This window comes from Nonomuraea rubra (assembly GCF_014207985.1).
GTDB classification, from domain to species: Bacteria; Actinomycetota; Actinomycetes; order Streptosporangiales; family Streptosporangiaceae; genus Nonomuraea; species Nonomuraea rubra.
In genome coordinates, this window is record NZ_JACHMI010000001.1 from 3,364,403 (window position 1) to 3,378,594 (window position 14,192).

Here is a 14,192-nt window from a genome sequence, read left to right on the forward strand (position 1 = left end):
AACAGACGAGTACTGATACATCGGAAGGTTGCTCATGACGGGGGAGACCATCGCGGCCACGGTGCCCTGGACGGCCCGCGCGCCGGGGGCCCAGCACGAGACCCAGCACAAGACCCAGCACGAGACCCTGGACGACGCCGACGCGTTCGCCGCGGTGTTCGACGCGTACTTCGGCGAGATCCACACCTACGTCGCCCAGCGGCTCGGCCCCGACCACGCCGACGACATCGTGGCCGAGACGTTCCTCACCGCGTTCCGCAAGCGCGACCGCTACGATCCGTCCCGCGCGGGGGTGCGGGCCTGGCTGTACGGCATCGCCACGAACCTCATCGGCAAGCACCGCCGCCTGGAGGCCCGCACGCTGCGCGCTCTCGGCCGCTTCGGCCCCGACACCGACGCGCCGGGCCACGACGAGTCCGTGGCCGTACGCGTCAGCGCCCAGAGCCTGCGCCCCGAGCTGGCCGCCGCCCTGGCCGAGCTGGACCGGCGCGACCGCGACGTGCTGCTCCTGGTCGCCCTGGCCGGGCTCAGCCACGACGAGATCGCGACCGCGCTCGGCATCCCGTACGGCACCGTCGGCTCCCGCCTGAGCCGCGCCAGGAAGAGGCTGCGCGGCCGGCTCGGGGAGGTGCGCGACGATGGATGAGCTGCTCCGCGACCTGTACGGCAAGCCACAGCCGGGCCCGCACGCCCGGACCAGGGTGTGGCGGCGGATCACGGCCCGCCGCCGGCGACGCCGGCTGGCCTGGCCGGCGGCGATCGCCGCCACCGCCGCGGCCCTCGCGCTGTTCCTGCTGGTCCCCCGCGAACAGCCCATGGAAGCGGGCAGGCAGATCCTCCTGACGGCCGCCACCTCCGCCGCGTCCTCCACCTCGCAGGGCACGTACTGGCACGTCAGGAAGCTGCACGACGGCGTCAGGGAGACCGAGCTCTGGGTCACCAGGCAGGGCCGGGCGTGGACCGCCGAGCAGGGCCGCGTCACCCGGGTCACCGGCCGCTCACCGTTCAGCATGGCCGGGCGCGACCTGACCTTCGCGGAGATCCAGGCCCTGCCTGCCGACGCCGCCGCGCTGCGCGAGCGGGTCGCCGCGATGTTGCCGGCAGGGTCGGAGTCGTTGCTCGCCGACGCGCTCGGCGGCCTGCTGTGGACCAAGCCGTCCCCGCCAGGCGTGCGCGCCGCCGCCTACCGCGCGCTCGCCGACCTGCCCGAGGTCCGCTACCTGGGCACGGACACGGACGCTCGGGGCCGCGCGGGTGAGGCGTTCTCCTTCGGCCTGCCCTCCGGCGTCCGCCGCACGCTGATCATCGACCCGGCCACCTCGCAGGTGCTGTCCAGCGAGGACGGCACGCGCTCCGAGCTCGTCCTCGTCGCCGGCTGGACCGACGAGGGCCCCCGCTAACCAAGCCTTGATGGTGCCGCGCGTGGGTGCCGCGCGCCCTGAAACAGGAGTCACGACGTGTTCTGGCGTGCCCGGACGACCTCAGGCAGGGCCATCTGCCTGAGTGACCAGTTCCCAGCGATCAAGGTGGAGGAGGTGATGGAGGGCCTGGTGACGTTCGTGAAACTGCCGCCCGTGCGGCTCGGCACGCCGATCGACTGGACCGCGAACCCGCACGGCAACCGCTCCTGGGCGCTGCACCTGCACACGCTGCGCTGGATGGGCCGCCTGGTCGCCGCCTACGAACGGTCGGGCGACACGGCGTTGCTCGACCGCGCCCGCGCCATCACCGGCGACTGGATCGGCGCGAACCCCAGAGGCGGCCCCGGCACCAGCCCCTGGGCGTGGGCCGAGCACGCGGTCGCGCTGCGCGCCCCCGCACTGGTGTGCCTGAGCGAGCACGTGCACACCAGGGAGCTGTGGGACAGCCTGGCCGAGCACGGCGAGGTCCTGGCCGACCAGTCCTTGTACCGCGAGGGCCACAACCACGGCCTCGACCAGGACATCGCGCTGCTCGTCGTCGGCTGCCGCCTGGGCCGGGCGCGCTGGCGGGACCTGGCCGTACGCAGGATGACGGCCTCGGCCGAGCAGGCCGTCGACGCCCAGGGCGTCCTGCACGAGCAGGCCCCGCGCTACGGCCTGTACGTGCACCGCCGCCTCGGCGTCGCCCTGCGCGCGATCCGCGAGAGCGGGGCGGAGGTCCCCGAGCGGCTGCTGGCCAGGCGGCGGGCGCTGGAGTCGTACGTGGCCCACGCCACCCAGCCGGACGGCCACCTCGTCCCCATCGGCGACAGCCCGGCCGACGCGCGCGCGGACGGGTTCCCGCACGAGGGGCCGGTGGTGCGGGTCTTCGACGGGGGATACGTGTTCGGCAGGAGCGCCTGGGACGACCCCATGGCCGCGTACTACTCGATCAGGTTCGGCCCGGGCAGGCGGCTGCACGGCCACGAGGACCACCTGGGCGTGACCTACTTCGCGCAGGGCCGCCGCATCCTCGTGGAGGCCGGCTTCCACTCCTACGAACGGACCGGCTACGCGGACTGGACCCGCTCCCACGAAGCCCACAACGTGCCCGTCCCCACCTCCGGCACGTTCCGCCCCGGCACGCCCACGCGCCTCCTGCACTCGTCCATCGGCCCGTCGAGCCAGTCGTACGAGCTGGCCGACGACGCCTACGGGATGACGCGGACGCGGCGCGTGCTGGTCGGCCACGCCCCGGACATGATGGCCGTGCACGACAGCGTCCCCACGGGCGCCCTGCGCAGCCTGTGGCACTTCGACCCGGCGCTCAGGGTGCTGTCACGGCGCGGCGGGACGGTGGTGCTGGGGGACGGCGACGGCTTCACGGTCTCGCTGCTCCACCTCCCCGGGCAGGGCCAGGCGGTGCGGCCCTCGCTGCTCTCGACCGGCTACCTGCGGACCGCCGAGGGCGTCACCGTCGTGTCCCCCGAAGCGCCGAGCGTGCTGACCGTGATCACGGTGAACCCGTCCCCGGGGGACTAGCATTCCGCTGTGAAATACAAGCCCCTGTACGCGCTGGGCTCGGTGGACCTATGAAGAACAAGCCCCTCTTTGCGCTGGGCTCGGTGGACCCGTGAAGAACAAGCCCCTCTACGCGCTGGGCTCGGTGGACAACGCGCTGCTCGTCCTGCACATGCTGCGCGACCGGGGCCGGCTCACGGTCACGGACGTGGCCGGCGAGCTGGGCATCGCCCGCTCGACCGCGCACCGGCTGCTGGCGATGCTGGTCTACCGCGACTTCGCCGTACAGGACGAGCAGCACACGTACCTGCCTGGGCCGTTCCTCGCCGCCACCCCGTCCGTCCCCGGCGGCCCCGCCCTGCGCGAGCTGCGCGCCCGCACCCGTCCCGCCATGGAGGCGCTCCGCGCCCGCACCCAGGAGACGGTGAACCTGGTGGTCAGGGTGGGCACGGAGGTCCGCTTCCTGGACAGCGCGGAATCCCCGCAGGTCCCGCACGTGGGCGACCGGCGCGGCACCATCCTGCCCGCCCACCTCGCCTCCGGCGGCAAGGCCCTCCTCGCGGCCCTGCCCCCCGACCACGTCCGGGACCTCTACGCGGACCTCCCCGCCAGGGACCGCGCGATCCTGACCCAGGAGCTGGCCGAGGTCCGCGCCCGTGGCCATGCGCTCAACATCGAGGGCACGGAGCAGGGCGTCTCCGCCATCGGCGCCGCCCTGCGCAACGGGCGCGGCTCCGCCGTGGGGGCGTTGTCGATCTCGGTGCCGTCGGCCAGGTTCGGGCCTGAGCGGGTGGCGGCGTACGCGGAGGAGCTCCGGCGCGCCGTCGCGGAGGCCGAGCATTCACTGGCCGGGTTTCCCGGCTGAACTGCCGTTTTTATTCCGGGTGGTTCGTTTTTCTCGTGTCGAGCAAGATGGGCTTGAGCTGGCGGAAGAATTCGGTCGCGTCCGCCAGCGAGTCCCTGCCGGGAGCGCCCTGGTAGATGTTGATGGTGAGCAGCCGTTTGTAGTCAGGTGTCCATCCGTAGACGAAGGCGACGCTCTGGTCCTTCGGACTCTTCCGTCGTGCCGCGAAGCCTGGAGCCAAGTCGGTAGGCAGATCAATTCCCTGAGTGGACACCTTGGTGTTCTCCAGGCCATCGGGGCTGATGGGGGATGGTTCGAAGACTTCGATCGTGAGCCCCAGTTCCCCTTCTGGGCTCGTATCCTCGGCGACGGAGCACGATGCGAAACGGCCTCGATCCGTTTTCCCGGCCACGGCCGTGTAGTTCTTGAAACCGGTGGCCAGTTCGATGGCGTTCGAGGAGATCAGTTCGCATTCTCGTGGTGCCGCGGTGATGTCGCCCAACGGCAACGCCTCTGGCTGAGGCCGGGGAGGAGCCGAGCACGCGACTACCGAGGCGAGGACAAGAATCGCCGATGACTTACCGTTCATGAGCCTTGCCTGGCGTAGTTGGCTTCGGACTCCTTGAAGCCGAGCGCGGTCGACTGATTCGTTTCTTTGAAGACGCGGCCGGTCGGGTTGAGCGTCAGCCAGTCCTCATAGGCTCTGCGCTGAGCGGCGGTCATGTCATGCCACGGCACGATTTCCCCGTTGGCCATGAAATAGCCCGCCGAGCCTGGGGAGAAGTCCTCGTGACGGTGCGGATGCGTTGCCGAGGGCGATGACCCGTCTCCGAAGAGGCCGTGGCGCATCATCACCGCTGCGGTCAGATCGGCGAACATGTGCTTGGCGAGCCCCAAGGCGGTATCCGCATCCCTTCGGGCTCGGTCTTCGTTGTCGGATCTGGTTTGACCGAAGATCGTCTCCTTGGCTCCGTCAACCATGAAACCGACGAAAGCCCCCTGTGGTCCCGGCGCCAGCCCGACGACACTTTCCACCATTTGCCTGAAGATGGCGAACCGTGCATCCTTCTCTTTTGCTTCTTCGATGCCGGATATGTTCGCTGCATCGCTGATCAGCCAGGTTGTCCTGCTCAAGCTCTGTGCTGCCTGGGCGAATTCGGCACCCCCGCTGCGGCTCATACGCTCTTCGAGAATGTCCTGCCGTGCGGCATCGAGTTGCCGCGCCGTCGCCTGCGGATGCGATTTCCGCCATTCCTCGAAGTCTGCCCTCACCTCCGCTTCGATCTTGCCGGCGACTTCATCCAGCATCTTGGTCGCATACATGCCGTGCGTGGCCACCACGTGCTGGAACGCACCCTCGTCAGCGAACGCCCAGGTCATGGCAGCCTTGACACCGCTCGCGTCCAACAAGGCCCCATAGGGCTCCTCGCCCCGCAGATTCTTGTCCGGGTCCCGATCCGCCATCACGCCCGACACCTCCTCGCTGAAGGCCCGTGCGGCGCGGTGCACGTCGCCGATGTAATGCGCCAAGACCTTCCCGACGTGGGCGCGGGTGCCCGGGAGATTGGCCTGGACCTTGGGGTCGCTCCAGAATCGGACCGCCCAGGAAGCGATCAACGCCGACTTGTACCCCCGCGACCCACCCACCGGCAAGTCATGATCCCGAAACTCCGTACTGGCCACCTCGATTGCCCAGCCGAGGTCCCCATCGGCGTCCCCGCCCCAGGGGTGCCGCCGCATGAGGTAGTCGAGCGGCTTGCGTTGCGGGTCCGTGAAGAAGTCCTGGGCGACGGCGGGATGGTGGGCCAGGGCGACCAGGGCCGTGCCCATGGGGCTGAGATCACCGAGGGAGGCGTCCGTGGCGCCGGGCATCGTCCAGGTGTCTCGCGGGAGGCTCGGGTCCGGCGGGTGGGCCACATCCTTGTCGTGCAGCTTCCGGACCACCGTCAGCAGGAAGGCGTGATCGAACGTGCCGTCCCCGAGCAGGCCCTTCACCGCGAATGCGTCCTGAGGGCTCTCGATGCCGTCGACCAGCTGGTCGGCGTAGCCGCCGGGCAGCCTCAGCGCGCCCACGCCGCGCGAGGCCGTGCCCAGGAGCTCGCTGAGCATGGTGACGAACCTCTCCTGGACGGCGACGTCCCGCTGCGACGGGCGGGCCGACGGCGGCAGGCCGGCCCCGTACGCTCGGTTGATCATCGCCTTGAGCTCGTGCGGCAGGATCTCCTGAGCGAGCGCCAGGGCGAAGTACGGATCGTTCCTGTGCCGTTCCAGCTCCGCCACCAGCATGGGATCGAGCGCATGACTCTTGAGCCGTTCCCGTAGCTTCGTGGCCACGGCCTTGGCGGAGGCCGCTCCCTCGGCAGGGGATTTCGACAGCCAATCCGATTCGTTGGCCCAGAGCACGCCGCCCCTGCCGGATTCGCGGTCAGGTTCGGCGAGGATCAGGTCGAGGCGGCCCTGGAGTGAAGGGATCCGGTCGCTCATCTCCTGGCAGATTCCGCGCAGCGCCGATGGTCCCCACAAGGGGAGGCCCAGCGACGTCAGCGCCTGCTCCACCTGGAGGTCGACATCCGACATCATGCCGCTGACCCGTCTCATGCCGTTGATCAGTCTCGTCATCAGCTCGGGATCGATTCCCACCATGGAGCTCACGGAGAGGGTGCCCCCTCGGTCGGCTGCAGCGAGTCCAGCAGAGACAGGGCGCGCGTGAAGCGCTCCTTGAAGCCCCGGTCCCAGGCGCGCAGGTCGGCGGCGAGCCGGTCTCCGGACGCGCCCTTGAGCGCGCCGTCGTCCACCAATCGGACAAGCGCGATCACGTCATGAGCGTGACGATCACGCAATTCCTCGATACGCCGCCGGGCGGCGTCGATCTGTTCCCGCGTCGCCATCCTCGCCTGATCTCGTTCGTCGCACGGAACGGGCACCGCCGAGCCGATGGCATGGTAACCGGAGGCCGGCGGGAATGCGCAGCGGAATGGTGTCATTCAGCGAACCGGCAATGGCACAAATAGCCGCCGAATATGAGAATTCTCCAGAAAACTGCTACAGCCAGTTGCGGCGTTTGAAGACCGTGTAGAGGGCCACGCACACCGCCGCCATCAGCACGATGGCGAACGGATATCCGAACGCCCAGTGCGTCTCCGGCATGAAGTCGAAGTTCATCCCGTACACGGTGCCGACCAGGGTGGGGGCGAAGAGGATGGCCGCCCAGGCGGAGATCTTCTTGACCTCCTCGCCCTGCTGGATGCTGGCCTCCGTCATCCGCGCCATCTCCGCGTTCTGCGCCTGTGTGACCAGGGTCGAGTTGACGACCAGGATGTTCTGCAACATCTGGCGGAAGGAGGAGATCCGCTCGGTCACGGTGATCGCGTGGTCGGCCGCGTCGCGCAGGTAGCTCTGCAGCTCGTCGGTCACCCCGTACTTGCGCGCCCCCGCGATGAACCCGTGGATCATCCCGACCAGCGGCGCCGTGGCCCGCTGGAACTCGATCACCTCGCCCGACAGGTCGTACACGCGCCGCGACACCGACGGGTCGCCGCCGAAGACCTGGACCTCGATCTCCTCGATGTCCTTCTGCAGCCCGGCCACCACCGGCGCGTACCCGTCGACCACGGCGTCGAGGATGGCGTACAGAACGGCCTGCGGGCCCTGCCGCAGCAGTTCGGGGTCGGACTCCATGCGCTTGCGGACGGCCTGCAGGTCGGGGGCCTCGGCGTGGCGTACGGTGATGACGAAGTTGGGGCCGACGAAGACGTGCACCTCGCCGAACGCGACCTCCTCCACGTCGTCGAGGTAGCGCGCGGCGCGCAGCACCACGAACAGCGTGTCGCCGTAGCGGTCGGCCTTGGGGCGCTGGGAGCCGACGATGGCGTCCTCCAGCGCCAGCTCGTGCAGCTCGAACTCCTCGCCGAGCTTGACCAGCTCCCACTCCTTCGGACGGTACAGCCCGATCCAGGCCATGGCGTCCGGCATCTGCTTGAGGCGTTCGAAGGCGTCGGCGAGCGAGCCGGGGTTGTCGACCCGCTCGCCGTTCTGGTAAATGGCGTTGTCGATGACCGTGGGGCGGTAGGGGCGTTCCTCGGCGGCACGCGGGTCCATCGAGTGCTCGGGCGCCTCCTCGCGTGAGTCCCCGCTGCGCCTGAACCCCTTGACCCTGGCCATCGTCCCTCCTTCATCGCGTTACGACGGGCTCATCTCGTCGAGCCGCTGCGTCGCGCGGTCCCTGATGGTCTTGCGCCACAACGGTGTCCATCCGAACAAAAGCCCATGAGGCCTGCCAAGTGCCATCTTCGACCATCGACGGAAATCGAACTCGTCGTGATGGCGAACAATCAGGTCGTCCTCGAACCTGAACAGCGAGTCGATCTCGTTGACGACCTCGCGCCCCGTGCTGTGGAAGGTGTAGCGGGCGGTCCAGTGGGCGGTCGCCGTGAAGTCGTCGGCCGTCACGTCGCGGTACTCCGACTTCAACCCGTCACGTACGCCGAGCTGGAGCCGCCACATTCTCATCACCCTGTCGCGCCCCTCGACCTCCTGGAAGATGGGATCGCCGAAACTGACCTCGGGGTGGTAACAGCGCTCCATGGCCGCGAAATCCGCCCGGCCGAGAGCGTCGTAGAAGGCGCTGATGAGCGCCGCGTGCCGATCGTTCACCCTCATATCAGACCATGGCCGCACCGTTGTCCCAGCACACGGCCCGCAACCAGGCGTCGCCGAGGTCGAGCCGGGCCAGCGCGTCGAGCTGGTGGGCGTACGCGTACGGGATGGTGGGGAAGTCCGACCCCAGCACCACCTTGCCCGCCAGGCCCAGGTCGAGCAGCGCGGGCCGCAGCCGCGACGGGAACGGCATGCCCTTCTCGGAGAAGTCCGTGAAGGCCATCGTGGTGTCCAGGGCCACCCGCTCGTAGCGGGCGGCCAGCTCGAAGAACGGGTCGTACTCCGGCATCCCCAGATGCGCGATCACCACCCGCAGCGACGGGTGCCGCCGCAGCACCGCCCCGACCGGCTCCGCCCCGACGAACCCGCCCGGCACGGGCACCGAGCTGGCGTGCACCACGACCGGCACCCCGGCCTCCGCCAGCAGCCCCCACACCTCCTCCAGCTCCGCCGCGCGCGGGTCGAACCCGCCCACCTGGAGGTGCACCTTGAAGATCCTGGCCCCGCCGTCCAGCGCCCGCCGCACGTACGCCGCGACCCCCGGCTCCGGGTAGAAGGTGGCGGAGGGCAGGCACCCCGGCGTACGGCCGGCGAAGTCCAGCGTCCAGGCGTTGAGATCGGCGGCCATGTCCGGCTTGTGCGCGTAGGCCAGGGCGGGGAACGTCCGCACGCCCAGCTCCCGCAGCCGGTCGACCCGCCGCTCCACGGGCCAGTCGTAGGTGATCGGCCATCCGCCGCCCATCAGCGGCCCGCCGTGGCGGAAGTGGTGCCACACGCGCCGTTCCATCCGCTCGGGCAGGAAGTGCACGTGCAGGTCGATCAGCCCGGGCAGCCCGAGCCCCCGCCACCAGGCCGGCACCTCCGAGTCAGCTAGCACGCCGGCCACTCTACGCAAACCTCACCACGCCGGGCGCAGGGGGCTTCTTCCCGGCCCTCGCCGGCCAGGTGAGTTGGCGCGGCCGGCATGGTGACGGCGTCGCCTCACCGGCACAACCCTGATTTTCCGCAACCCGGACGAACCGTTGACCGGCTAGGGTTTCTCCTCGATGGACAAGTTCTGGGCCCACCTGATCAAGGTTCAGCCTGACCCCGACCCCTGGGTCGTGGTGGTCTCGGCTCTCGTCGCGCTGGTGATCGTCGGTTTCCGCATGCCCTGGCAGCTCTCCAGGGGGCTGATCACGATCGCCCACGAAGGCGGCCACGCGCTGATGGCGCTGCTCACGCGGCGCAAGCTCGAAGGCATCCGCCTGCACTCCGACACCTCCGGCGTGACGCTGACCAGGGGCAGGCCCACCGGGCCCGGCATGGTGCTGACCGCGCTCGCGGGCTACCTGGCGCCCCCGCTGCTCGGGCTCGGCGCGGCCTGGCTGACCGAGCAGGGCCGCATCACGGTGCTGATCTGGGGCGTGCTGCTGCTCCTGGTCTGCATGCTGCTGCTGATCCGCAACCTGTACGGGGCCCTGATCCTCCTGGTGACGGGCGGCGCGGTGTTCGCCCTGATCATGTACGCGCCCGCGGACATCCAGCAGGTCGTGGCCCTGGTGGCGGTGTGGTTCCTGCTGTTCGGCGGGATCAGGCCGATCATCGAGCTGCAGCACAAGCGGCGGCGCAGGCAGGCCAGGGACTCCGATGCCGACCAGCTCGCCAGGCTGACGTTCCTGCCCGGCGGGTTCTACGTGTTCTTCTTCCTGCTCGTGTCGGTGGCGTCCGTGGTGTTCGGCGCGTACCTCATGAACCCGCTCTAGTCCCGATATTTCGCACTAAACTCCTCAGCAACAGGGGGAGAGTGCAGTGCTGCCAGTCGAGGACGCACCCGGCTACCGGGTACTCGATCAGGCGGGCCAGGGCGGATTCGCCGTCGTGTACCGCGCCTACCAGGAGCGCCTCGACCGGGTCGTGGCGCTGAAGGTGCTGTCCGTGGACCGGGTGGACCAGCGCACGATGCGCAGGTTCCAGCGCGAGCTGCAGCTCACCGGCCGCCTCACCGGCCATCCGAACGTCGTCACCGTCTTCGACACCGGCGTCACGCGCTCCGGCAAGCCGTACATCGCGATGGACTTCTTCGAGAACGGCTCCCTGCGCGACAAGATCCGCAAGGAGGGGCCGCTCCCGCTGCCCGACGTGCTCAGGGCGGGCGTCAAGCTGGCCGGCGCGCTGGCCGCCGTCCACGAGGCCGGGGTCCTGCACGGCGACATCAAGCCGCAGAACATCCTCATCTCCCGGTACGGCGAGCTCGCGATCGCCGACTTCGGCGTGGCCAGGGTCGTGGACTCCGCGGAGGTCTCGCTCACCTCGCAGGCGTTCACCCCGCTGCACGCCGCCCCCGAGGTGCTCACCGGCCAGCCGCACTCGGCCTCCACCGACCTGTACTCGCTCGGCTCGACCCTCTACCACCTGCTGGCCGGCCAGCCCGCCTTCCACAACCCGGCCGACCCGTCGATCGCGCCGCTGATGTACCGGGTGCTCAGCCTCGACCCGCCGCCGATCAACCGGCCGGACGTGCCGGCGGCGGTGTTCGAGACGATCGTGCGGGCGATGTCCAAGCAGCAGGAGGCGCGGCACGGGTCGGCGCGCGAGCTCGCCCGCCACCTCCAGGCGCTGCAGGCGGAGCTCGGCCTCCCGGTCACGGACCTGGTCGGCCAGGACCCCGCCCCGGCCGTCCGCCAGGACCCCGCCCCGGCTCCCCGCCAGGACCCCGCTCCGGCGATGCCACCCGCCCCACGCCCGGATCCCGGCGCGCCGCACGGCACCGGCCACTTCCCGGCCACAGGCCGGCACCTCCCCGCCGCCCAGCCCGGCGCGCACGCCGCCCCCGGCCAGGTCAGCAGTCCCTTCGCACCGCCCCAGGCGGGCCCGTCCCACCACGCCGCCCCGGCGCCGCAGAGCACGGGCTACCCGGCGCCGCCCACTCCCACGATCCCTCCGGCCGGCGGCGGCTCCCGCACCGGCAGGATGGTCCTGATCGGCGGCGTGGTCGCGGCCGTGGTCGTCGCCGGCACCGCCCTGGCCGTCCACCTCTCGATGCAGCCACCCGCCACGACCACCACCACGACGCCCACCACCGGCCAGCCCAGGACCGGCACCACCGACCAGGAGCCCATCGGCAAGGAGCAGGTGGCCGCCCTGGCCCCCCGCCAGATCAAGGTCACCGCCGACCAGGGCGCGCTGGTCGAGCTGCGCTGGTCGCTGCCCGCGGGCGCCCGCGACTACCCGGTGGTCGTCCAGCGCTCCCCGATCAAGAAGGGCGAGCAGGCCATCACCCCCCTGTCCCAGGGCGCCACCTCGACCCGGGTCGCCGGCCTGGACCCGGACACCGGCTACTGCTTCCTGGTAGGCGTCCCCCTGCGCATCGCGGAGAGCTCCACGGTCGCCTGGTCGAAACCGGCCTGCATCAGGGGCGCGGTGGCGCGCTCAACCCAGTAGCTTGCGCGCCGCCTGCTCGATCTCCTCCTCCGACAGCAGCACGTGGTCGGCCGCCTTCCCCAGCGGGATGAAGCTGTCGGACGAGGTCACCCGCCCGACCGCCCCGGTGAACCCGGCGTCGAGCAGCTCGGCCACGATGCCTTCCGAGACTCCGCCGCTGTGCCGGGTCTCGTCGGCGATCAGCACGTTCCCGGTCAGCTCGGCCGCCCGCAGCAGGTCGTCGAGCGGTAGCGGCGCCAGCCAGCGCAGGTCGAGCACGCGGCACCCGTACCCCTCCTGGGTCAGCCGCACCGCCGCCCGCAGGCTCATCCGCACCCCGTTGCCGAACGTCACGATCGTCAGGTCGCGCCCGTCGCCGTAGGAGCGCGCCCGCCCGATCGGCACGTGCGTCTCCGCCCAGCGCGCGGGCGGCGCGTACGGCGCCAGCCACCCCCCGTCGCCCTCGTCGAACAGGTCCCGCGTGTGGTAGAGCGCGATCGGCTCCAGGAACACGCAGACGGACCCCGAGGTACGCGCCGCCGCCAGGCACGTGCGCAGCATGGCCGAGGCGTCGTCGGGCCGCGCCGGCGAGGCGATGACCAGCCCGGGGATGTCCCGCAGCGCGCCCACCGCGTTGTCGTTGTGGAAGTGCCCGCCGAACCCCTTCTGGTACGCGTACGAGGCCACCCGCACCACCATCGGGTTGGTGTAGGCGCCGCGCGAGAAGAACGACAGCGTGGCCGCCTCCCCGCGGATCTGGTCGAGCGCGTTGTGCAGGTAGGCGAGATACTGGATCTCGGGCACCGGCAGCAGCTTCGACACGCCCGACCCGAGCGCGAGCCCCAGCACGGCCTGCTCGTCGAGCAGCGTGTCGAACACCCGCCCCGCCCCGAACCGCTTCTGCAGCCCGCGCGTCACGCCGTACACGCCGCCCTTCTTGGCGACGTCCTCGCCGAACACCGTCATCTCCGGATAGACGGCCAGCGCGTCGGCGAGCGTGCGGTTGATGGCCTGGGAGAGCGTCATCGGCTTGTCGTTCTCCGGCAGCGACCCGGCGAACGCCTTCTCCCTGACCGCCCCGGCGGCCGCCATCGGGCTGATCTTGGCGATCAGGTCCGGCTTGCGCGGCGCGATCGGCTCCATGACCTCCTTGGCCGAGCTGAGCCGCGGGCTGCGCGCCGTCTCCTCGGCGATCTTCAGGACGTGCTCGCGCGCCATCTCGTACGCCGTGAGCAGCTCGTCCGGCGTCGTCAGCCCCGCCTCCACCAGCAGCGCCGCGGTACGGACCAGCGGGTCGCGCTCCAGGTCGGCCCTGATCTCCCGCTGCGTACGGTACGCCGACTCGACGTCGGACCCGGCGTGGCCCATGAGCCGCACGGTCGACAGGTGCAGGAAGACCGGCGAGCGCCGCTCGCGTACGAGTCGGACGGCCTCGGCGGCGGCGTCGTACGCGGCGGGCAGGTCGCAGCCGTCGGCGGCGAGGTACTCGATGCCGGGCCGCCGCGCGGCAGCCTCCACCCAGCCCTTGGGGGTGCGCACGCTGATGCCGATGCCGTTGTCCTCGCACACGAACAGCAGCGGCAGCGCCTGCCCCTGGAAGGTGGCGTAGGCGGCGGTGTTGAGGCCGGACAGGGCGCTGGCGTGGTTGATGGAGGCGTCGCCGAAGCTGCACACCGCGATCGCGTCCTCCGGCCACGCGCCGGGCACATCGAGCGCGCGGGCGCGCTCGATCGCGAACGCCACGCCGACGGCCCTGGGCAGGTGGCTGGCGATGGTGGAGGTCTGAGGGATGACGGCCAGGTCGGGATGGCCGAACACCTTGTGCCGGCCGCCCGCGATGGGCTCGTCCGCGGCGGCGGTCAGGCCCTTGAGCACGTCGCGGATGCCCTGCTCGGGCACCCGCCCGGCCTGCTCCGACCTGGTCAGGTAGAACGCGCCCGAGCGGTAGTGCAGCAGTGCGGGGTCGGTGGGCCGCAGGGCGGCGGCGACGGCCGCGTTGCCCTCGTGACCGGCCGAGCCGATCGTGTAGTGACCCTCGCCGCGCTCGCGCAGCCAGCGGGCCGCGATGTCGAGCAGCCTGCTGTCGAGCTGGCGCCTGAACAACGACGCGCACTGCTCCCCGGTCAGGGACGTGCCCTCGCGGACCGGCAGCCCCGGATCTCGCGGCGGGCCCGCCTCGAGCGTCGAAACCGTCTCGGTGAAATGAGTCTCAACTGTGTCGCGCGCCACAGCATCGATTATGTCCCTGATCGGCCCTGACGTCTGCCGGACTCCGGCGACAGCTTGTGGAGCGGTCCGTTTGACCCTGGAGGATAACTGTTTGTCAGAAATCACAACTTCACCGGCGGCATGCACGTCTACTGGTAGAG

Annotated in this window: 13 protein-coding genes; 6 read left to right on the forward strand and 7 right to left on the reverse strand. The window is 70.6% G+C overall.

Annotated features, from left to right (window positions below; all coding sequences use genetic code 11):
• Window positions 1–34 precede the first annotated feature (34 nt).
• From HD593_RS15305 to HD593_RS15320, 4 genes are all read left to right on the forward strand, one after another.
• A complete protein-coding gene (locus HD593_RS15305) occupies window positions 35–646 on the forward strand; it encodes an RNA polymerase sigma factor (RefSeq protein WP_185102801.1) in 612 nt (203 codons plus the stop codon).
• On the forward strand, window positions 639–1,400 hold the full coding sequence (locus HD593_RS15310; protein WP_185102802.1) for a CU044_5270 family protein: 762 nt from the start codon (window positions 639–641) through the stop codon (window positions 1,398–1,400). Before HD593_RS15305 ends, HD593_RS15310 begins: the two co-directional genes overlap by 8 nt.
• A gap of 57 nt (window positions 1,401–1,457) precedes the next feature.
• On the forward strand, window positions 1,458–2,942 hold the full coding sequence (locus tag HD593_RS15315; RefSeq protein WP_312903481.1) for a heparinase II/III domain-containing protein: 1,485 nt from the start codon (window positions 1,458–1,460) through the stop codon (window positions 2,940–2,942).
• Between the two features lie 91 nt (window positions 2,943–3,033).
• On the forward strand, window positions 3,034–3,786 hold the full coding sequence (locus HD593_RS15320; RefSeq protein WP_221524774.1) for an IclR family transcriptional regulator: 753 nt from the start codon (window positions 3,034–3,036) through the stop codon (window positions 3,784–3,786).
• 10 nt (window positions 3,787–3,796) lie between these two features.
• On the opposite strand, the gene HD593_RS15325 is transcribed toward HD593_RS15320, so the two are convergent.
• From HD593_RS15325 to HD593_RS15350, 6 genes are all read right to left on the reverse strand, one after another.
• Window positions 3,797–4,267: a hypothetical protein gene (locus tag HD593_RS15325; protein ID WP_185102803.1), complete on the reverse strand. Its 471-nt coding sequence runs from the start codon at window positions 4,265–4,267 to the stop codon at window positions 3,797–3,799.
• Between the two features lie 83 nt (window positions 4,268–4,350).
• On the reverse strand, window positions 4,351–6,417 hold the full coding sequence (locus tag HD593_RS15330) for a hypothetical protein (RefSeq protein WP_185102804.1): 2,067 nt from the start codon (window positions 6,415–6,417) through the stop codon (window positions 4,351–4,353).
• Window positions 6,414–6,653 (reverse strand): hypothetical protein, encoded by a 240-nt coding sequence (locus HD593_RS15335; RefSeq protein ID WP_185102805.1) that lies wholly within the window; start codon window positions 6,651–6,653, stop codon window positions 6,414–6,416. The genes HD593_RS15330 and HD593_RS15335 overlap by 4 nt, the downstream gene beginning before the upstream one ends.
• A 154-nt stretch (window positions 6,654–6,807) precedes the next feature.
• On the reverse strand, window positions 6,808–7,926 hold the full coding sequence (gene corA / locus HD593_RS15340) for a magnesium/cobalt transporter CorA (RefSeq protein ID WP_185102806.1): 1,119 nt from the start codon (window positions 7,924–7,926) through the stop codon (window positions 6,808–6,810).
• A gap of 18 nt (window positions 7,927–7,944) precedes the next feature.
• The gene (locus HD593_RS15345; protein ID WP_185102807.1) at window positions 7,945–8,424 is read right to left on the reverse strand and encodes a nuclear transport factor 2 family protein; all 480 of its coding nucleotides are present in this window, start codon (window positions 8,422–8,424) and stop codon (window positions 7,945–7,947) included.
• Between the two features lies 1 nt (window position 8,425).
• Window positions 8,426–9,307, reverse strand: a complete 882-nt coding sequence (locus tag HD593_RS15350; protein ID WP_379478859.1) for an amidohydrolase family protein — start codon at window positions 9,305–9,307, stop codon at window positions 8,426–8,428.
• A 160-nt stretch (window positions 9,308–9,467) separates the two neighbouring features.
• Here HD593_RS15350 and HD593_RS15355 point away from each other — a divergent pair, with 160 nt between their 5' ends.
• Entirely contained in the window at window positions 9,468–10,166 is a 699-nt protein-coding gene (locus HD593_RS15355) for a M50 family metallopeptidase (RefSeq protein WP_185102808.1), read from the forward strand.
• A 46-nt stretch (window positions 10,167–10,212) separates the two neighbouring features.
• Complete coding sequence (locus tag HD593_RS15360; RefSeq protein WP_185102809.1) at window positions 10,213–11,844, forward strand: serine/threonine-protein kinase; 1,632 nt, start codon at window positions 10,213–10,215, stop codon at window positions 11,842–11,844.
• On the opposite strand, the gene HD593_RS15365 is transcribed toward HD593_RS15360, so the two are convergent.
• On the reverse strand, window positions 11,833–14,052 hold the full coding sequence (locus HD593_RS15365) for a thiamine pyrophosphate-dependent enzyme (protein WP_185102810.1): 2,220 nt from the start codon (window positions 14,050–14,052) through the stop codon (window positions 11,833–11,835). The two genes, HD593_RS15360 and HD593_RS15365, sit on opposite strands and share 12 nt — an antisense overlap.
• Between the last annotated feature and the right edge of the window lie 140 nt (window positions 14,053–14,192).

What these genes read in the sequence shown, in the direction of transcription:
- HD593_RS15305 (WP_185102801.1), top strand. Translation starts at nt 35, where the DNA reads ATGACGGGGGAGACCATCGCGGCCACGGTGCCCTGGACGGCCCGCGCG.
- HD593_RS15310 (WP_185102802.1), top strand. Translation starts at nt 639, where the DNA reads ATGGATGAGCTGCTCCGCGACCTGTACGGCAAGCCACAGCCGGGCCCG.
- HD593_RS15335 (WP_185102805.1), bottom strand. Translation starts at nt 6,653, where the DNA reads ATGGCGACGCGGGAACAGATCGACGCCGCCCGGCGGCGTATCGAGGAA.
- corA (WP_185102806.1), bottom strand. Translation starts at nt 7,926, where the DNA reads ATGGCCAGGGTCAAGGGGTTCAGGCGCAGCGGGGACTCACGCGAGGAG.
- HD593_RS15345 (WP_185102807.1), bottom strand. Translation starts at nt 8,424, where the DNA reads ATGAGGGTGAACGATCGGCACGCGGCGCTCATCAGCGCCTTCTACGAC.
- HD593_RS15355 (WP_185102808.1), top strand. Translation starts at nt 9,468, where the DNA reads ATGGACAAGTTCTGGGCCCACCTGATCAAGGTTCAGCCTGACCCCGAC.